This is a genomic window from Leptospira kirschneri serovar Cynopteri str. 3522 CT, assembly GCF_000243695.2.
Taxonomy (GTDB): domain Bacteria; phylum Spirochaetota; class Leptospiria; order Leptospirales; family Leptospiraceae; genus Leptospira; species Leptospira kirschneri.
In genome coordinates, this window is sequence record NZ_AHMN02000006.1 from 1 (window position 1) to 20,461 (window position 20,461).

Sequence of the window (20,461 nt, forward strand, 5' to 3'; positions counted from 1 at the left end):
CTGGTTATGTAGTAGCCGGAATTTCAGCAGGGATCAAAGAAGAAGTAATATTCTATTTGATCGTATATTCATTTATGAGCTTAGGAGCGTTTGCAATCCTCGCCTATTTGGAGGAAGGAACCAGACAAGTGACCTTCTTTTCCGTTCAATCCTTATCCGGAGTAAAACCTTTAACTGCAATAGCGATTAACATTTTCTTCATGTCTTTAGCGGGAGTTCCACCCTTTGGAGGATTTTGGGCAAAGTTATTCTTATTTCAAAAACTCGCAGAATCGGAAACACTCATGAATCGGATATTACTCATAGGTGGGGTAACCAATTCAGCATTAGCACTTTATTATTATCTAAGAATCGGGATCGCAACCTTTATGAGTAGTGACGAAGGGGAAATATCTCGAAATCACGCAGCTCCTTATAGCATAGGAGTAACTTCGGTCGTAGTCTTGTGCCTTTTAATGATTTCGGTAGGATGGTTTTTGCTAGTTCCAGGCAACTTACTAGTGTTAGGCGATTTTAAATTATCGAGTTCCGTTTTTCATTGAACTCAAAACAGATCATAAATTAACGTGAGTTCGACGTAAGAAAATTAGGGCGAATCCGGCTTGCCTGTAGCAAAGTAGAATCGGGCTCTGGTCAATAAATTGCATAAAAGAAACGTAATACAATATTTCGACTTAGGTTTCAATTTCAAACGCGATCTGTCGAGCGCCAATAGAAGCGAGACGCTTTAGTTTGAGAGAGCCATAACCAACCTCACAAGTATTTGGATCTCAATAGAGTTGTTGAAAAATTCCATAGTGGCGATTAACAAAACTGCTTCAATTGCCGATTTGCATAAAATAGAAACAGATGGAGAATTAATTTTTCAACAACTCTAATATAAATCTGTCGGAATTACAACAAATCCTCTGTAAAACTGAGTTCCCACCCCACAACGCGATCCATAGAAAGCCATAACCAATCCCACAAGTATTTAGATTTCAATATAGATCTGTCGGAATTACGACAAATCCTTTGTAAAACTGAGTTCCCATCCTACAACGCGATCCGTAGAGAGCCATAACCTTACCCACAAGTATATTAAATCTGTGGGAATTACGACAAATCCTCTGTAAAACTGAGTTCCCACCCTTATTTTTGGGTGGGGGCAACTCAATGAATTGCTTCCCATGGGTCGCAATTCAGGTGGAGAAATTCGGAAGACTTTTCTCTATCAGAAAAACATGCTTTTTGCAAGTAAAAAGACTCATTCTTGTCGGAACACTTGAAAAATGTGCGTTTTTGAGCCTTATGATTCTAAAATCCTATTCAACTTGTGGGTAAGGTTATGGTAGAGAGCGTTGTGTTGAGTTAACGCTTTCGCAAAAAACGTTTTTCTTTAGTTTCAAACGTATCGAATCCTTTCGCGTTCATTGACGTTAGATTATAAATGAATTTCATGAAGAAACATATGTCCATCCACCGGGTTTTCAAAGTAGACAGATCCTTTGATATATTCGTTTTTTGGAATAAACACTTTGAAATATTTCGGAGGTTTAAACCAAATCGGGTCATCAGCGCTCTGGTCAAAATACTTATATTTACTCGATTTCTTCTTCACTTCCTTCAATTGATTCAACTCTTTAAATTCTTTTCTCCATTGGAAAGGCGCCTTGATTTCTAAAAATAAAGTGTGTTCGTGAGTAATATGAGGCGATTCCCAATATCTACCGTGAATTACCTCCAAATCTTTGGGCAAAGAACTATCGCCGGACCAATATAAATATGCGGAAACCGGATCGTTTGTATTGATTTCCTCACAACCGTAGACGAATAGGCAGGGCATAATCCATAAAACTGCAATCCACGATATTCTTGTTTTCATAGAGCTTTACCTTAATTCAAATATAACAAACCTTACGATACTTTTGTCTTTGATTACATTTTATGATTGATAAAATAAAGCCAAAGAAGAGCTGCCCAAAACCATAGAAAAGGAATATACAAAAAATATAATATAACCTTGGGCCAATTTCTTTTTTTAAGAAAATTAAATAGAATAGACGCAAATATAAAACCTAAAGGCCATAGTATACCTACCCCAATCGTAGAAGGCCAAACCCAATCGCCGAGTAAGGAATCAGGATGCGGAAATAAAAAACCGGCAACTGGGAAAATCAAATAATACAATCCAAGACCTAAGGCTCCCAGCGAAAAAAATCCTAGAAATGCTAAGACTACAAAAATGAAGAAACTGATTTTAACGTTATAAGAAATAGAATTCCACATACATATCTAATATCAAATAGCTTTTTCTTGAAAAGCAAATTTTACCATTCGATTATTTTACGATATAAACATACTTAAACTCGATTCTACTTTCAGTTGAGTTTCAAGTTTTTTATTGATAACCATATAACAGAGTCCCCTAATATTTTACACCCAAACAGATTTTTGCGATAAAAATCGCTGTATTTCTATTATAGAACTCCGAACCATTTTGAAAAATTCATTCAAGAAAAGATTTCGATCCAATCATCTAAATATCTCCTATTACTGATCTCTATAAAATTGAGTACCGTAAATTTTATCACAAAACACTGATTCCATACAAAATATTAGGTACTTTATTATATAGTTATGAATAACGTGAGTTCGACATAAGAAAACCGGGGCGAATCCGGCTTGCCACAGGCAGCCGGCCGGGCTCTCAGCTCTGGTCAATAAATTGCATAAAGGAAACATAATACAACAATCGTCTTTAGATTCAATTTAAAACGCGATCTGTCGAGCGCCAATAGAAGCGAGACGCTTTAGTTTGAGAGAGCGTTTTGCTTTAGTTACTTCGAACGCATCGATCCCTTTCGCGTTACGCCTGCTCACGTTATTTAGTTACTTTATCATATAGTTCTAAGTAATAGTTTTTTCGAAGCAGATTCAAACCCTAGTTCCCGATATTATTTTTATGTATCAAAATAATAGTAAAAAAGCAAAAGAAGAAAATCAAAGATTCCATTTATAGAATAAAATTAGATAAAACCTCACAAATTTAAACTTTAAAAAATGAGAGCCAATTTATAAAGTTTTATCTAGAATCAATATTGATAAGCGGCATTAAAATTCAATACCTTCAGATTTATATAAACGAAACATACAATTCTAAAATTAACCAAAATAGAACAATGAACGTTTCAGAAGCTCAAGTATTAGATTTCTAAAAATAAAACCAAAGATTGAAACAGAAAATCCATTCTCATTTTCTTATACTCAGGGAATTGATTCTGCCAAATCTAAAAACATAAAGTTATAGATAAATAACTATGAGAAGAATTTTAAGAGATTGTCAAGTCACGGAGATTTAAAAGTCTGTGATTCTATCTAAAGGAGAAAAAAGTGAACATAGAAATCGGAAAAGGATTAAACGGAATTTATTTCGGAATGTCTATAGACGAGGTAAAATCGAAATTAGGAGAGCCCGACGAAATTTACGACTACGACTACGAAGGCACACAATCTACCGGATATGAATATTTTTCCGAAGAATCCGAATACGAATTCGATCAAGAGGAAGATAACAAATTGTATTCGATTACGATCTCAAATCCGTCGATTCGACTTTTCGGAAAACCAATCATTGGAGAATCCATCGAAAAGATCCGAGAACTTCTCAATCAAAATGGAATCGACGATCTCGAAGAAGATGACGAAGAGGAGCACGATCATCAGGAAGAAGAACATGATCATCCACATGGAGTTACCGCCTTCTCCGATAAAATCAACGCAATCTTTCAATTTGAGGAAGATGAACTGATCTTTTTCGGGTTTAGTCCATTATTTAAAGACGATCAGATCGACTGGCCTCAATACTAAGAATCTAAAATTGAAATTGATTTATCGGTTTCAAATAATTCCCACATTTAAAGAGGAACTAAATCGACAAGATAAAAATTAAAAAAACATTATATTATAAGAATATAAAATAACGATACTGGATTAAAAAAATCTAACACGTGTTAGTTCTTAGGCTGAACAAGTTCTAATTCGATGATCTCCTCTTTTTCAATTTCTTTAATATTCCCTTCTTTATCTTTAAGAATATAGAATCTTTCGGTTTCTTCGATTGTTCCGGAAAAAACTTGTTTGTTTTTAAGAGTGATACGATATATAGGAAATAGATTCTCCTCAATATCGGATTTGATTAAAGAATCCGTTTCCCGATCGTGATGGGTAAAGTTTTCATTTAAGACCTTTTTAGAATTTTCCGAAAGCGCTTGGTATTTTGTAAATTCTTTCGGCTCAATTTTTATAATTTCTATTTCCCGCCCAGCGGATTGAATTGAACTCTCAGAAGATCCGTCCTTGAGAACCGAATAACCTGGCAAAATATCCACTTTCGACTTTGTAGAATCGACTCGTATAGCTCCTTCCAAAACCATAATTTGATATTTTTTAGAATGTGGATCTGCGATCAAAACGAGAGTTGTTCCCAAAAGTTCGGAAGATAAAGTATCTACTTTCGACCGAATTTTTAAAGATATTTTTTTTTGTTCGTAGTGAACAGAACTTTTCCAGAACTCAAACTTAGATTTACTTCATCTCCTTTTTTAGAAGCTGAAAAAATGGATTCTGGTAAAATTCTCAACGTTAGTCCTAATTCACCCGAAATTGTATAATCACAGTAAGAATCCTTGCCCGATTTCAGAATAATGTTTTCTTTATTCATGGAAACGTTACACTGACCGGTAGTTACTGATTTTGTAATTTCAAACTCGTTTTGTTCCGAAGAAAAAAATCTGAAATAAAAAGCCAGAGCTGAAAGTAAAAAAACACAAGCAGCAGCTAATAATGAATTTCTAATATAGAAAGTTCTACTTTCATTTTCACCGGATCCCAACTTTAGATTCATTTCTAAATGTCCGATTTTATTTTTTAATTTCATCAACTCAAAGAATTCTTTTCTAGATTTTGGATCCGATAAAAATTCACTGAGTTCTAGTCGTGTCATTTCGTTTGAAATCGCTCGTTCCATATTTGACCTTCGATTTGAATCTGAATTAGGTTCCATATTTTATCTCCTATATACTCTCAAAGTCGAAATTCAATGCTTCCAATTTCTTACGTAAGACGGTGAGTGTGGCGAATGTTTTTCTATTTACCGTTCTCACTGATATTCCCAATTTATCGGCAGTCTCTTTGATCGTATATTTCCTTAAAAAACGCAGTACAATTATACTTTTTTCCAATTGAGGTAGACTTTCTACGCTTGCGTTTAAAAGATCCAACTAATGTTTATCTTCCTCGTATTCTGTTTCCTTTTTTGAAATAACCTCTAAAACTTTTTGAGAATCTGCCAATTCTCTTTTTTCAATTGTACCCTTCTTTTTTATCACATCTAAGAATTGGTTTTTTGCGATCGTAAGCATCCAAGAGGTTTCATTTCCTTTGGAAGGATCAAATTTTTCCCAATGTCTCAGGACCTTGATAAAAGTTTCCTGACAAATTTCTTCTGCCTCTTCTTTGGAAGCACCTTTACTAAGAAGAAATCGATAAATTTTCTCATAATTTCTAGAATATAAACCGTCAAAATCAAAAATTTGACTTTCGGAATTTTGGCTCATCTAATATTCAATAACGAGCTGACTTTCCAAAAAGTGTCATAAAAATCAAAAAAAAATTCCAATGTCCGCGACGTTTCAAAAATTTTTCCAATTTAAATTCCTCACGATCAAAAAATCTAGAATTGTAAAATCGAATATTTTAAGCCAAAACAAGTCACTTTTTATGAAAGGTGTATCATTTGTTTTCATATGGATTTCTCTTTTTACAAATTTAGATGCGAAGTCGATTCTACTTAAAAACGGTAGGACGATCAATAATGTAAGCGTTAAAACCGTTTCCAACGGTTTTGAAATTACTCATAAAAGTGGAAAGGTAGAAAAAATTCCTCTTACAGAAGTACAAAAAGTTTTTATCTCCGATCGAGCACCGATTCCAGTCAAAAACCAAGAAACTGTAAAAAATCAAGAGACCGCAAAAACGAACTCAGTTCCTAATTTAGAAACCGTAAAAGAAGAAAATATCCCGAAAAATCGAGAAAAAAAGTCAGGGGTTAAAGTTTTTGCAGAAGGATTAATACCAGGCTGGTCTAGATTACTTAGAAATGATTCTTATTATGTAAAAGGATTAGGGGTCTTTTTCGTTTTTGCGGAACTATTCTTTGTCTATAAAAGTTATATATATTTAAGTCCTGTAAAACAAGCAATTGAAACAAACCAACCGGCTACTCCTTTGGACTTAATCGCGATTATATCAGGAGATCAAAATTTAATGAATATAGCTGCTTTTTATAGCCTGTATGAAAAATCTAGCCAAGTTGTACTTTCGGATGGTCAACTGTTAACTAAGGACCGTTATACTTTTGAAAAAGAAGGATTTACTCGTGGTCTTATTTTGATTTTAATTTTAGACGCGTTCTTAGGGTATAAATTCGAAAACTGGGAAATTGTGCCTAACGTAAACGTTTCTTATCGAGATAAAGAAGTTTCAGGTGGTGTGACCATTCGGTTTTGATTTGTTCTTTAAGAAACCTTTACAATAAAGTGAATTCAAGTTCCTAAACAACTTGAATTCCGCCTAAGAGATTTATTTTATAAAAACCCGATTTTTCCATAAAAAATAAACGTGGGAACTACCACCAATCGAATTACAAAAAATAAATATTCAAAATCTATAATTCTATTTAAAACTTTGGGAACCCAAACCACAGTTAAAAATTCAAAGATGATTGATTTTAGAGATTTACAACAAGTTCAAAATCTCTCAGGTAAATACCATTCCAATCTTTCAAAAGTTCGAAAGGCTCGACTATTCCCCTCCTCCTTCAAAATCGATTTCACAATTAGGAAGAAGTTTTACGACCTTTTCTTTTTCTTTTGAAGAAAGTGGATTAGAATCCAACTCCAATCTTTGTAAATTTTTCAGCTGCCCGATTTCTTTGGGCAGATTTGTAAGTTGATTGTTTCCTAATTCCAATCTTTGTAAGTTTTTAAGTTGTCCGATTTCTTTAGGAAGAGTAGTCAATCGATTGTTTTTTAAAGACAACCACCGTAAATTTTTAAGTTTATCAATTTCTTTAGGAAGACTTGTAAATTGATTTTCACTTAAATACAATTCTTGCAAATTTTGAAGTTGTAAAACTTCCGTTGGCAAAATTGTGATTTGATTACGATCTAAAACCAAATCCCTCAAATTTTGAAGTTGTAGAATCTCTTTCGGGATCGAAACGAGTTGGTTTTCGCTCAAATTCAACTTTTGTAAATTCTTTAGTTGTAAAGCTTCTCCAGGAACATTCTTGAAACGATTATTTTCCAAAATTAACTCTTTGAGTTCTTGAAGTCCTTCTATCTCTTTAGGTAAAGAAACAATTTGATTATGGTCCAATTTTAAAATTTGTAAATTGCCCGATTTCTTTGGGAAATGAAGTTAAATTTTGAAAACTCAAATCTAAAACGCGAACGTTTGATGAATTTTGAAGTGCTTTTGTTAAATTTTTATAAGGTTTTTGTATTTCTTCCGATTGTATCTCGAAAATAGAACAAAAGAAAATTATAACTTTTAGGATATTTGTGGATTTATAACTCATGTATCTATATTCCTTGTTTTAAATTTAAAGTCAGTCCTGACATGTTCCCTAAATTAAGAATCATTGCAATATGTAAAATCCACTTAAGTAAAACATCTTAAATATTTTTTGAAAGAATAAATCTCTTAGAAAATTTATGTGAACTTTTTGAATTAGTTCTCATAAATTACGTAACTTTTGACTGCCCTGATTTTTAGGGGCCATTAGCAAATGTTAAATTTCCTCTTTAAACAGACAGAATTGAATATTCCTCACAGACTATAAAGCCTTATCGAGTTGTAGATAGATGTGAGTTGAGAGATAAAACTTTAGGCATATCTTATAAAAATCAGTAATATACACTTTGGAACTATTTTACTTACTACCAAAGTCTTTTAAGTTTCACTGATAATGCTATAACAAAGTATAAAATATTTTATACTCAAATAAAAATTTGCGTATTTTATTCTATAGTTATAGTAGAATAAATTTTTAGTTTGAATTTTTGCATGAAATACGTTTTCTCCGTTTAGATAATTTCTCTTAAACATAAATTTGTACAAGAGGAAACATAAACTCAGAGTAACAACTCTAAGATCTAAATCTTATATCCAATCTTTATTAAGTGATACTCACCATATTAAAATCCAATTTATAGATTTCTAAAAGTTATTTATTACCAACTTATCACTACCTTCGCCGATTTCTTTTAAGTTTCTACAAACTTAGTTCATTTTCTATAAATTCAAATTTATTAAAAACTTTTTACTAATCAAAGTAAACCGTTATGCGATATTTAAATTATTTTTGAGATAAATTTTAAAAAAAATCAAAAACATCTTTTATAAAAGAAATCTATTCAATGAGTATCGCATAATACTAATTTTACGAATAAATTAAATCTTATAACAAACGAGACTTACTTATTTTAATTAATAAATAATTTAACGTTAATTTTTAAATTTATCAAAAACTTTCTACTAATCAAAGAAACCGTTATGCGATATTTAAATTATTTTTGAGATAAATTTTAAAAAAAATCAAAAACATCTTTTATAAAAGAAATCTATTCAATGAGTATCGCATAATACTAATTTTACGAATAAATTAAATCTCATAACAAACGAAACTCACTTATTTTAATTAATAAATAATTTAACGTTAATTTTTAAATTTATCAAAAACTTTCTACTAATCAAAGAAACCGTTATGCGATACTTAGATTATTTTTGAGATAAATTTTAAAAAAAAATCAAAAATATCTTTTATAAAAAAAATTTATTCAATGAGTATCGCATAATATTGATTTTACGAATAAATTAAATCTCACAATAAATGAGGCTAACTTTTTTTAATTGAGAAATAATATAACGTTAATTTTCAAATTTATTTTTAAACACTCATAACGAATGATCAAAGACGCATAACGTTATTACTTAAAATGAATATTTAAGGAATGAATTTTATAAAACTTTTTATAAAAAAATTTTTTCTTTTATAAAAAGATAATAATTTTATTCACGGAAAATATAAAAAATTTAAAAGGAAAAGAATACAAAAATGATAGCGAATATAAAATGCAAATTAGTGCTAGCGTTAAGTGTGATTGTAACCTTTTCGTTAGGATGTAATAGCCAAAATAATGGCTCTAAAAATGATCTTAGTTTGTTTGCAACAATGTTTGCTCAAGCTACACAACAAACTACAATGAGATCGACAACAGTAAGCGTCAGCTCGTTAAACGAACTGATAGGTTTTAAACCTATTCAAGTAGAAAACGAGCAAGACTTTGACAGAATCGCAGATGGAAAAAAAAGAATTCTTGTTCCGTCGGTTATGACTTTCGGACCAAGTAATTCTTCTTCGAATGGAACTGCACAAAATATAACTTCAAACAATTGTAATGGAAGTTACGTTGCGCGCTTAAAACCGAGAGAATTCGTTAGATTCTTGGAAACACATGATATAACTTGTGTGGATAAATTTGTTTGGAATTACGATCAATACTCAAATTATATTTATTCACAAGAGAACATGCTTGAAGTAGTCGATCGGTTGAAAGTTCTTGCTCCTCATTATAGGGGTAACAACGATTTGAACTTTATACAATTGTTCAGAATGTTTTGGGCTGGGTACTATGTAAAACATTCTCACCCTTCCCTCCCATTTGATACAGACCAAATCTCTCAGGCTTTGGAGGCTCCAATGCAGACTTTTGCAAATAGTGCTCATTTCTTAGATGGAACCGACGACGCCGGAAAGGTTTTAGAGTTCTTCTTTACAGCAGCGGATAGTACAGGAAACGGACATATAATCTATCCACATATCCTTTCCTTTCTTGAAGCTACCTTAAACGATCCACAAAGATTGAGAAACAATTATTCTCAGCTCGTGGCTTTGGATGCTGTTTTTAGATTGTTCAAACGTCATATCCATTCAAGCAGCCCTGAATTTCTTGCAGAGATCGATTATAAATTGATTGGCAAACTGAGAAGATTTGCTCTTGATACAAGTCTCAACACAGATTCTCTAGTTTGGATCATTAACAATACGATATTTTGTTTGGATAGGATTTACGAATTTCTTCCTAACTTTCAATCAGAGATCACTTCAGTTGTGACTGATGTTCTAGAAACATATCCATACATTTCGGAACCGTATCTTGTAGGAGTCAAAGCGTTAACTCGACGTTCAGACTGTGCAAATTTACGGACCGGGAGAATTTGTTTGAGCGAGACCAAAGAAGCCGTGAAAAAGATGGTTTTGCCAAATACATATTATTTTGACGATCAAACACAAATCGTACGCACACCTCTATCGATCGATGAAATTCAACCTTTATACCACGCTCTCAAACAGGTAGAATCTCAATTTTTTCGTTTGATAGGAATTCACGCTCCCGTGTCCGGAGATACGACCGATTCAATTTCCATGTATGTATATAGATCTAGAAAGGATTACGAAACTTTTCATCCTTTTTTATTCGATCTTCCTACAGATAATGGTGGAATCTACATAGAACGAGACAAAGCGCTCTATACGTATCAACGTACTCCTGTGGAAAGTATATATACTCTAGAAGAATTACTTCGCCACGAATACAGTCATTATCTTGTAGGCAGATTTATAATTCCAGGTTTATGGTCTCAAACTTCAGCTCACGATAATGAAAGACTCACTTGGTTCGAAGAAGGAATTGCAGAATTTCTAGCCGGTAGTTCTTCAAGAGAAATTCATCCGCGTAAAAGTTTGATTTCTGAAATTAAAAGAGACGGTTCTTCTAGAATGGACGTTTCAAAAATCCTAACGGCTCGTTATGGAAATTTCAAATTTTATAGATACTCGGGTAATTTCTTCAATTATCTCTATACCTATAAAAAAGATACCCTGAGAGACTTAATTAGCACATTACGTGATTCAAATATTCAAACATTTGATTACTTAATTACTCAAATGTCTCACGACACAGGGCTCAATACTTCGTTTCAGGCATATTTAGATTACCTAGTTAGCAACGTAGACTATCTTACAGATCCATCTACGCCCGCTCCGGATTTAGCAAATTTGTCCACCGACGATCCGAAAGTAATTCGATCTTTCTTTAGAAAGACCAACACCGGATATAAAGCAAAATGTACAACTGCCGCATTCGGACTCAACAGTCGTTTTTCTTGTAGAGGTTTGATATTTGGAAACGCCGCTTATAGTCCAGATTGGAATTCTGCGTGGTCTGATTTCAATTCAAAGATCAACGACCTTATGTCCACCTTGGAAAACAGTGGCGTGAATAACTTTAAGAGTATGAATTGTAGAATAGGAGAGATTCGTTTTGACAAATATTCGAATCTAGTTCGACCTTTTGCAATCTATTCTTGTGAAGGACCGCTGGCATACCGTCCTCGAATTTCTTATAAAAATCCTCAGAGGAGAAGCCAAACTGATTTTCGAAACACAATATCAGGCGTACACTCCACTTGTTTTGCAAATCCATCCACCGGATCGGGTACAACTTGTAACACTCCGATAACTACAAATGCATTTTCGAATACAGCTACGTATGAAGAAATGTATCAAGACCTAAACGCGCGTTTAAACGAATTGAAATCAGAAATCTATACGATGAGACCTTCATTTTATAAAAAACTCGATTGTGATTTCAATTCTATTGATACAATTAATTTACCAGACGGTAGAAAATATTTAACTGCAAATTCAAGTTGTAACTTCTAAGTGACCTCGTCCAGTTCATCCAGTCCATTTGGATGAACTGGACAATATTCTGTTTTTAGAATATACTAACCAGCCGTCTTTGATACAATCTACGCCATCATGATTCAAAATTAACGTGGGTTAGTGGAGAAATTTATTTTAGAGTTGTTCAAAAATGAATTCTCCATCTGTTTCTATTTCATGGAAACGAGCAATTGAAATAGTTTTGTTAAACGCCACTATGGAATTTTTCAAAAACTCTTTTATAAAAACCTGATTTTTCTGTAAAAATAAAATGTGGTGGAACTACCATAATATCTATGTTTTACAATTAGATTTTGAAAATGTAGGAACTCATACGAATTTCAATCACGAAAAACGAATATTTAAAAATTCATAATGTCACTTAATTTGTGGGAACTCTCACAAATTTAGATTTTACGATAAAATTTTGAAATTTACACTTTTAGAAAAAATTTCCCAATTTCTCTTACGCTAAACTCACTTTAGAAATTAGAGTCGTTCAAAAAATCCAGATTTACTATTAAACCTTTTTATAATTCGTTTTTACTGATACTGAGCGCTGTAAATTTTACTACAAGGCATTTAAAGACTCAGAGCTATAGTTCTGAGTAATAAAAAAGATAGAAGAAAATTAATTTTTGAGCACCTCTACTACATAAGAAAATGCTCAAAAATTCAAATTGGGATTTCAGCCAATTGTACTTATAACCATCAAACTAAAAACTTTTTCGTAAAGGAAACAAGCCTCTTCACAAAATTAGTGTAAGGTGGATACATTAAATCGATCGAACTCAAAGCAGCCTGACGTAAAACGGAACGCTCGTGCGAAAATGCCTTAAATCCGAAATAACCATGATAACTTCCATGACCAGAATGATTTACCCCTCCAAAAGGAAGATTAGGGTTGGCAAGATGCAGAATCACGTCGTTAACCGCAACACCTCCGGAAGAAGTTTCCTTAAGAATCTTTTTGATCGAACGATCCTTTTTACCAAAAATATACAATGCCAAAGGTTTTGGCTTGGAATTGATTTTTTCAATCGCCTCATCCAAATTCGTGTAAGGAATCATAGGAAGTACAGGCCCAAAAATTTCATCTTCCATAATATTCGAATTTTCTGGTACGTTACTTAAAAGAGTAGGTTCGATATAATTCTGAGACGCGTCCGTGTCGCCTCCCATTTCAATCTTTGCCCCTTTTTCTACCGCCTCATGAATATAACCAGAAACCCTATTGAAATTTCGATCATTTACGATTCTACAGAAATCTAGGTTTTCCTTGAGAGAACCGTTTCCATAAAATTCTTTGACTACTGTTTTTGCTTCTTCTACAAAAGGTTTGACCAGTTCGTTCGGAATAAGTAAATAATCGGGAGCCACACAGGTTTGTCCCGCATTCAAAACCTTCCCCCAAATTAGTTTTTTTGCCGCCTTCTTAATATCTGCGCTTTTATCTATGATCGCAGGAGATTTACCACCTAACTCAAGCGTAACGGTAGTCAGATGTTTCGCCGCGGCAGTCATCACTATCTTTCCTACATGAGTACTTCCGGTAAAAAAGATATGGTCTAAAGGAAGTTCCATAAGAGCCCCAGAAACCTGATAGTCTCCTTCAAAAACCGCCACTTCTTCTTTAGGAAAAACTTCGCTGATAATCTTTTGAATCAGATTAGAAGTCACCGGAGTAAATTCAGAAGGTTTAATCAAAACCGTATTTCCCGCGGCGATCGCCGCGGCAAGAGGCGCAAACGTAAGATAAAACGGATAATTCCAAGGACCTATGATCAAAACGACTCCCCTAGGTTCATAGATGATCTGGCTTTTAGAACCGAAAAGTGTCATCGGAGTTTTAACGTCCACAGGTTTCATCCATCTACGAACGTGTTTGATTGCGTCGTTGATTTCCGAAATAGAAGGCATAATTTCAGTGATATCCACTTCTCTTTCGCTTTTACGAAAATCAGAGTTCACTGCCTTTTCAATTTCAGGAGAATATTTAAAAATCGCCTCTTTTAACTTTTTCAAACGCTGAATCCGTTGACCAGCCGTGGTCAGTTTCATCACTTTATGAAAATGTTTTTTTTGAAGATTAAATACACGTTCAATTTCCGTTTTGTCTACAGACGGAGTTTGATTAGAATTCGGTAATTTAACCGGTGATTCTTGTAAAGTTGGCATCGAAAGTGCTCCTCGGGTATAGTTCAAAAATTCGTTTTTGGGAACGGGCCCTCATTTTATCATCACAGATTCGGAAAGCAATTCTTTTTGCAACCTATCTGAACTCCAAAATTTTACTGCTAATTGTATTAAACCTTTTTCTAATTTCTTTAAGATTTCAGGACAAATCCTTAATTCTAACTGGATTCAATGGTTTATTCTAATCCTCATAACTTCACAAAAATCGATCAAAAGAATACCTCTTCAGAGTTATATAATTAAGTACCAATACTTTGCACCAAAACAGTGTTTTGCGATAAAAGAGAACGATATACAATTTTATAGAGGATCAGATGAATTTGTCCCATAAAGTTAAAATGTAAGAATCAATTCTTGGATAAAAACTTCTATATTTTCGCAAAATCCATCTCCTATTTTGTCACTATTTTTATAAAAACTTATTCTAAAACTGGAACAAGTTCTTATCGCTTAATTTTTCTAATAAAATACAATTCAGTTTCGGGACATTCTGTAAATCTCAATCGTAAAATCCAAAAACTCTGTTAGTAATTTCTAATCCTTAGAGTAACTTTAACTTAGGCGAGAGTTGTAGACCCATCTTTATAAAATTGAGTACCGTTAATTCTATCGCAAAACGCTGATTCCATGTAAAATATTAGGTATTTTTATTATATAGTTATGAGTAATAGAATCCATAAAAATAATACTACACAAACTTGTTACAAAACTTAGAATGTAAGATCTACTTCAAAAAGCCAATCATTCCGGCTTTTGAAAACTTCTACATCTTTATAAAACCGACCGTTAATTTTTAGTACGAATCAGAATAGTAAATAGAAAATCAACTTTACATTATTATAAAGATCGATAAAGTTCAACCCATTTCAAAAAGAGAATCAACCCGGCACTTATAATTTAGAAAAGAGACAGAATAAAATAAAATCCTTAAATTAAGATTTGATTGATTAGATATAAAAACGAAAAAGAACTTGGAAATTTTTTTCTAAGAATTTCAGATAACTTGACAAAGAAAGAACTCAAAAGGAAAAATTAAAGAATATGAGTCAGAACAAAGCCCTTGAATTCCATCACCACAGAGACCTAGATCTTTACAGCAATCTTAAAGATCTAAATCATTCCGTTTTGGAAAACATTCCAGTTCATTATCGATTTCATAATCTTACAGAAAACGTAGATTCTACCATCAGTAGAACTTTAGATCGTTATTTAATTCAACTTGATATTATTTACGTAAGAGATTCGGTTCTTACAACTCTAAAAGAAACCATCGCCAATTCTATCAAAGCGAACATCAAAAGAATTTATTTTCAGGAATTGAAAGCGGACATTCATAACCCTACGATTTACAAACAAAAGATTCCAGGTTTTAAAAAGGACTACTTAGACAATAAAGAAAAATATGAAGAACTTCTTTTTAAAAACAACTTCGTAGTCTTGGTATCTTTTATCTATAATAAGGATATGATTCGAATCAGAGTGATGAATAACGTAAAACTTAGTCCCACCGAAGTGGAAAGAATCAACCAAAGGATCGAAAAAGCAAGACTTTACAACGATCTCGCAGAAGCTTTTTTAGAAGCTGGGGACGAAACGGAAGGAGCGGGACTAGGACTTGTCATGTCTCTGATGATGTTAAAAAACGACGGACTTTCTGCAAGTTCTTACAAAATAGAAAGCCAAGGAAACAATACGAGCGTTATCATTGATATTCCCCTGAATGTTTCAAAAGAAAATCTTCAACTTCAAAAAACTCAGGACATCCTAAAAAACATAGACGGACTTCCCACCTTTCCGAAATCGATCCAAGACATTCAGGCGATGATCGCAAAACCAAATTCTTCTATCAATCAAATTGCAGAAGTGATCAAAAAGGACGTAGCACTTTCTGCGAATATTCTAAAACTTGCAAATTCAGCCGCTTTTATCCGCGCTAACAAAGTAGAATCTTTAGACAGGGCTATTCAACTTATCGGTCTCAAGGAACTCAGTCAGCTTTTATATTCCCTTGGGACCAAACAAATTTTAGAAGGTAAATATCCAGCCTTCCTTTCGATCTGGGAAAAATCCAATCAATGCGCTTTTTATTGTAAACTGATCGCGTCTAGAATCAATCTTCCTAAAGATACGGTCAGCAATCTCGTGTCCGCCGCTTTGTTGCACGACATAGGAGAAATCATTCTACTTTCTTTGGAGGAAAGAACAATGAATAACATCGGTAAAATATCCGCCTCTAAAGAGATAGCGTCTGCTGTTACTATGGAAGAAGCTGCATTAGGAATTACTCATACAAAAGTGGGAGCATTGATCGCCGAAAAATGGAATTTTCCGGATCTATATTCAAAATCGATGGAATATCATCACAGACCTTTGATCGTAGAGGAGGAATTCATTTCTTACATTTATCCGATCTATCTCGCAGACATGATGATCAAGATCAATAACGAAGAGGCAAAGTTTGGTGAAATTCCCGAAAAAATTCTTCAATTCTGTAAATTTGAACATTCGGGTGAATTTCACTCTTTTAGAACCAAGGCTCTGGAAAGTTTTTTAGCGAGAGTTGAATAAAAATTCAAAACACGATTACACTTTTAAAAAACGTCCTTTAATTTTGAACTTGTATCAACGGTATTTCTTTATAAATTTCTAATAAACTACTGAAACTTCTACAAATTATGTTCGATCTAAATATTTGCAGAATTCCCAGTAGTTCTTCAATAAATCTTTAGGCTTTAAGGATCAGCTTTTTATACACAAAGTGCATATCAAAAAACAGAAACTACAGACGTATCATCTTTTTCAAAAAACGACTCGGATCTTAGATTAGATTCAAAATAAAATACATCCTTAATTTCCGGAATACTACGAAATAGGTTTAGAATTTTATCCGGTTCTTCAGTTTTAAGTATGATCATTATATTTTGGAATTCACTTTCAACATTCCGTTGTAACCGCCAATCCAACCAATCAATAGACTTACGAGATAAAATACCTATCATACGTAAAATTGTTCCCGAACCTTCTTCGGAAGAAATATAAAAAGTATAATATTTTGTTTCAATATTTTCATACAAAGTCATAAAATAAACTCCTATATTGTAATATATTAATAAATCATTTTGTGGCCAGAGGGCGATTTAAACCTCCACCGATATAAAACACCGGTTTATTAGCTTCCGATAGTAATTTCTTAAAAGTTTTCTTCCATTCTAGATCGATCGTATCAGTAAATTTTATTTTCTGAATATTCCAAAATTCTTTTTCTTTAGAAATATCCCAATCAATCTTAGCAGAAGCCACATCTTTCGGAACGTCAATCCAGACCGGACCGGGCCTACCTTCTATAGAAGTCATCCAAGCCTGAGGGAGAATTCGGATCAAGTCCTCGACTTTTTTCACTAAATAACTTCTTTTAGTAATCGGAACGGACAAACTAAAAGTATCAATTTCCTGAAATGCGTCCGTGCCAATCATAGAAACCGGCACCTGTCCAGTGATCACGATTCGAATCCATCTTTGCATCTGCAACCGCAGTAATTAAGTTAGTAACTCCCGGTCCCGAAGAAGCAAAACAAACTCCGGGTTTTCCATTTGCCCTTGCCATTCCACCGGCTATAAAACCCGTACCTTGTTCATGTCTAGCAAGAATATGTCGAATTTTACTTCCGTATAACGTATCGTAGATGGGAAGACTGGCTCCTCCTGGAATTCCGGAGACGATTTCGACTCCCGCAAATTCTAAAAATCGAACAATAAACTCCGCTCCGTTTAAATACATACTTATTTCCTTAATCGTCTTTAAAATCACCATGAACCCTAAAAATAAAAAAGCCTCCCTGGCTTTACACCAGAGGAGGCTTTTCTTAGGATTGCGCCTGAAGTAAATCTCTACAGCGTAAAGCAACGTCCCGGTGTTCCGAAGACCACCACTAACATAAACACAATGCTGTTTACTGACATGGATGCAATTACGTGATTGAGATTCATAAAATGAGTTCTGCTACCAACAAAAATAAAAAACGATTCACTTTACAAGCATTTTTTAGAAAGATCATTATGATTCTAATTGGAATTTTGTATTCCCCTACTCAAAACTATATAATAAAGTATTTAGTTTTTTGTGCTGAAACAGGCTTTGCAATAAAAATTACGGTACTCAATCTTATAAGGATCAGTAATTTAAAACCACAAAACAAATTTCCAACAATAACTTTAAAAACTAAACTATATGTCTTCAATAGATAGAATACTATCCAGAACAATATAAATAAAAATATCGTAAATTTTTATTACAAAAGCTCATCTGAGTACAAAACATTAAATACACAGTTATCAGTAAAAACCGTTTCAAAAAATTTAGAAAAAATCCTGCTTTCTCGGACATTGTCCCTAGATAAAATGACGCTTTCGTATATTCTTTAATTCTAATTATAGGAAGGAAAATTCAAATGACAAAAGTTACTCTGAAAGGCAACCCAGTACAACTCGAAGGAAAAATTCCATCTCCAGGAGACAAGGCTCCGGACTTCAAAGCGATCAAACAAGATCTTTCTGAATTTAGTCTTAAAGATTATGCGGGCAAAGTAAAAATACTCGTAGCGGTTCCAAGTTTAGATACTTCCGTCTGCGCTCTCGAAACCAAAGCATTTAACGAAAAAGCAGCTGGAATGTCCGACGTAACAACCCTGGTAATCTCCGGAGATCTACCTTTTGCAATGGGCCGTTTTTGTACTACGGAAGGAATCAATTCTCCGAACCTAATAACGGGATCTCAATACAGAGATTTTTCATTTTCAAAAGCTTATGGAACTCATATCGCAGACGGACCGCTCAAAGGACTTTCTGCAAGAGCAGTTTTTGTATTAGATAAATCGGATACGGTTCGTTATGTGGAAATCGTACCCGAAATCACGACGGAACCGAACTACACAGCTGCAATCGCGGCCGTCAACGCAGCACTTTAAGAAAACCGAATATTCTCGGTTTATTCTGTTTATGAATCAAGCCGAGAATATTTCAAAAGATACATTTAAATCTAACGTGATTTAGACTTAAAAAAGTGAGATAGAAGTATGAACTTTTAAAATTTGTTCTTAAAATCGTGATTTGTAGTAGTTCCCAGATTTTAAAAATCCATTTTCCAACTTTTTTCAGAAAAATGAATCATGACCAAACTGACGTTAAACTAAGTCTTACTAAAAAACATCTCAAGAACCCATTTCACTTTTGGAAATTTAGACATTCAAATTTTTAGAAAAAATATAGATCCGTAGTTTTATAATAAAATCAATTAATAATATATAATAGAGCTTTTGAAAAATTCCATAGTGAGAGTAACAAAAACTGCTTCAATCGACAGTTTCCATAAAATGGAAAATAGCTGGAGAATTCATTTTTCAACAACTCTATTGTGAGATCAGCCAATAAATCGGAGTTAAATGCAGTTTTTTGAAAATGCCACATCTTTGGTAAAATCGATATAAAACTTTTAATGCTATTTTTATGCGTCCGAGTAGTAAATAGTTAAACGTATTTTTAACTCGAAAACGCGTTCAATGAAAATCAAAATTAGTCTAAACTTTGTAGATAGGGCACTTCATCCTATTTAAAAAACTATTAATTTCAAATTATATGTTACTATATAATGATATTTAAAAAGGAGATAATACTTTAAAATTATGTTAAGTATTTTCCAAGAGAAAAAAATAAAAAGATGAAAAGACTCGAAAATTTTTACAAGGTGTTATTGTGTTTTCCTGTTTTTGTTTTTAAATTGCCTACCAGAACAACAATCTACTCTTATCTTTATTTTCAAACGATCACATTTTCGAATTGGTAAGAGATAAATCCGCGAAACAAACCAAACCGAACCAAAAGTATTTCTCTGTGACTTTGATATCCCAATCAAACGGAAAAAAAGTTCAAGCAGATCCTGATCAACCAAACGGATGGTTAAAAGTAAGTGCCGAGAGCGATACGAAGTTTAATTTAACGTGAGTTCGACATAAGAAAACCGGGGCGAATCCGGCTTGCCACAGGTAGCCATAACCTTACCCACAAGTATTTAGATTTCAATATTAAATCTTGTGGGAATTACGACAAATCCTCTGTAAAACTGAGTTCCCGCCCTTATTTTTGGGTGGGGGCAACTCAATGAATTGCTTCCCATGGGTCGCAATTCAGGTGGAGAAATTCGGAAGACTTTTCTCTATCAGAAAAACATGCTTTTTGCAAGTAAAAAGACTCATTCTTGTCGGAACACTTGAAAAATGTGCGTTTTTGAGCCTTATGATTCTAAAATCCTATTCAACTTGTGGGTAAGGTTATGATAGAGAGCGTTCTGCTTTAGTTCAATTCTGATTCTAAAATCTTCTTCAACTTGTGGGGTTGGTTATGATAGATAGCATTCTGCTAAAGTTCCCTCGCATCGAT

11 protein-coding genes and 4 pseudogenes are annotated in these 20,461 nt (G+C 33.4%); 7 read left to right on the forward strand and 8 right to left on the reverse strand.

What is annotated here, in order from left to right; genetic code table 11:
* On the forward strand, positions 1 to 542 hold a 542-nt coding region (locus tag LEP1GSC049_RS217560), incomplete at its 5' end, for a proton-conducting transporter transmembrane domain-containing protein (protein WP_016560681.1).
* Between the two features lie 881 nt (positions 543 to 1,423).
* Here the strand turns inward: LEP1GSC049_RS217560 and LEP1GSC049_RS217555 are convergent.
* Complete coding sequence (locus LEP1GSC049_RS217555; protein WP_004758528.1) at positions 1,424 to 1,864, reverse strand: hypothetical protein; 441 nt, start codon at positions 1,862 to 1,864, stop codon at positions 1,424 to 1,426.
* A gap of 53 nt (positions 1,865 to 1,917) precedes the next feature.
* On the reverse strand, positions 1,918 to 2,268 hold the full coding sequence (locus LEP1GSC049_RS217550) for a hypothetical protein (RefSeq protein WP_004753750.1): 351 nt from the start codon (positions 2,266 to 2,268) through the stop codon (positions 1,918 to 1,920).
* A 1,104-nt stretch (positions 2,269 to 3,372) separates the two neighbouring features.
* Here LEP1GSC049_RS217550 and LEP1GSC049_RS217545 point away from each other — a divergent pair.
* Positions 3,373 to 3,849 carry a hypothetical protein gene (locus LEP1GSC049_RS217545; protein WP_004754023.1) on the forward strand — a complete coding sequence of 159 codons (477 nt, stop codon included), beginning with the start codon at positions 3,373 to 3,375 and terminating at the stop codon, positions 3,847 to 3,849.
* 143 nt (positions 3,850 to 3,992) lie between these two features.
* On the opposite strand, the pseudogene rsx reads toward LEP1GSC049_RS217545, so the two are convergent.
* Positions 3,993 to 5,044, reverse strand: a pseudogene (rsx, locus tag LEP1GSC049_RS2000000228720) (LIMLP_03685 family anti-sigma factor).
* A 10-nt stretch (positions 5,045 to 5,054) separates the two neighbouring features.
* Positions 5,055 to 5,597: pseudogene (locus tag LEP1GSC049_RS02000000224620) on the reverse strand (RNA polymerase sigma factor).
* A gap of 61 nt (positions 5,598 to 5,658) precedes the next feature.
* Between LEP1GSC049_RS02000000224620 and LEP1GSC049_RS217540 the strand changes: the two are divergent.
* Positions 5,659 to 6,549, forward strand: a complete 891-nt coding sequence (locus tag LEP1GSC049_RS217540; protein ID WP_016560682.1) for an LA_0442/LA_0875 N-terminal domain-containing protein — start codon at positions 5,659 to 5,661, stop codon at positions 6,547 to 6,549.
* Between the two features lie 294 nt (positions 6,550 to 6,843).
* Here LEP1GSC049_RS217540 and LEP1GSC049_RS02000000224625 read toward each other — a convergent pair.
* Positions 6,844 to 7,621: pseudogene (locus tag LEP1GSC049_RS02000000224625) on the reverse strand (leucine-rich repeat domain-containing protein).
* A gap of 1,539 nt (positions 7,622 to 9,160) precedes the next feature.
* Here LEP1GSC049_RS02000000224625 and colA point away from each other — a divergent pair.
* Positions 9,161 to 11,830: a collagenase ColA gene (gene colA / locus LEP1GSC049_RS217535; protein ID WP_016560674.1), complete on the forward strand. Its 2,670-nt coding sequence runs from the start codon at positions 9,161 to 9,163 to the stop codon at positions 11,828 to 11,830.
* A gap of 714 nt (positions 11,831 to 12,544) precedes the next feature.
* Here colA and LEP1GSC049_RS217530 read toward each other — a convergent pair.
* Positions 12,545 to 14,011, reverse strand: a complete 1,467-nt coding sequence (locus LEP1GSC049_RS217530; RefSeq protein WP_004754010.1) for an aldehyde dehydrogenase family protein — start codon at positions 14,009 to 14,011, stop codon at positions 12,545 to 12,547.
* Between the two features lie 1,059 nt (positions 14,012 to 15,070).
* Here LEP1GSC049_RS217530 and LEP1GSC049_RS217525 point away from each other — a divergent pair.
* The gene (locus LEP1GSC049_RS217525) at positions 15,071 to 16,597 is read left to right on the forward strand and encodes an HDOD domain-containing protein (RefSeq protein WP_004754129.1); all 1,527 of its coding nucleotides are present in this window, start codon (positions 15,071 to 15,073) and stop codon (positions 16,595 to 16,597) included.
* A gap of 197 nt (positions 16,598 to 16,794) precedes the next feature.
* Here the strand turns inward: LEP1GSC049_RS217525 and LEP1GSC049_RS217520 are convergent, their stop codons facing one another.
* Together LEP1GSC049_RS217520 and LEP1GSC049_RS2000000228725 are read right to left on the reverse strand one after the other, a co-directional pair.
* On the reverse strand, positions 16,795 to 17,109 hold the full coding sequence (locus LEP1GSC049_RS217520) for a hypothetical protein (RefSeq protein ID WP_004755288.1): 315 nt from the start codon (positions 17,107 to 17,109) through the stop codon (positions 16,795 to 16,797).
* 37 nt (positions 17,110 to 17,146) lie between these two features.
* A pseudogene (locus LEP1GSC049_RS2000000228725) lies at positions 17,147 to 17,807 on the reverse strand (thiamine pyrophosphate-binding protein); the annotation flags it as partial.
* 670 nt (positions 17,808 to 18,477) lie between these two features.
* Between LEP1GSC049_RS2000000228725 and tpx the strand changes: the two are divergent.
* The gene (gene tpx, locus LEP1GSC049_RS217505; RefSeq protein ID WP_004755143.1) at positions 18,478 to 18,993 is read left to right on the forward strand and encodes a thiol peroxidase; all 516 of its coding nucleotides are present in this window, start codon (positions 18,478 to 18,480) and stop codon (positions 18,991 to 18,993) included.
* 868 nt (positions 18,994 to 19,861) lie between these two features.
* The gene (locus tag LEP1GSC049_RS2000000229040) at positions 19,862 to 20,026 is read left to right on the forward strand and encodes a hypothetical protein (protein WP_004755415.1); all 165 of its coding nucleotides are present in this window, start codon (positions 19,862 to 19,864) and stop codon (positions 20,024 to 20,026) included.
* The last annotated feature ends 435 nt before the right edge of the window (positions 20,027 to 20,461 follow it).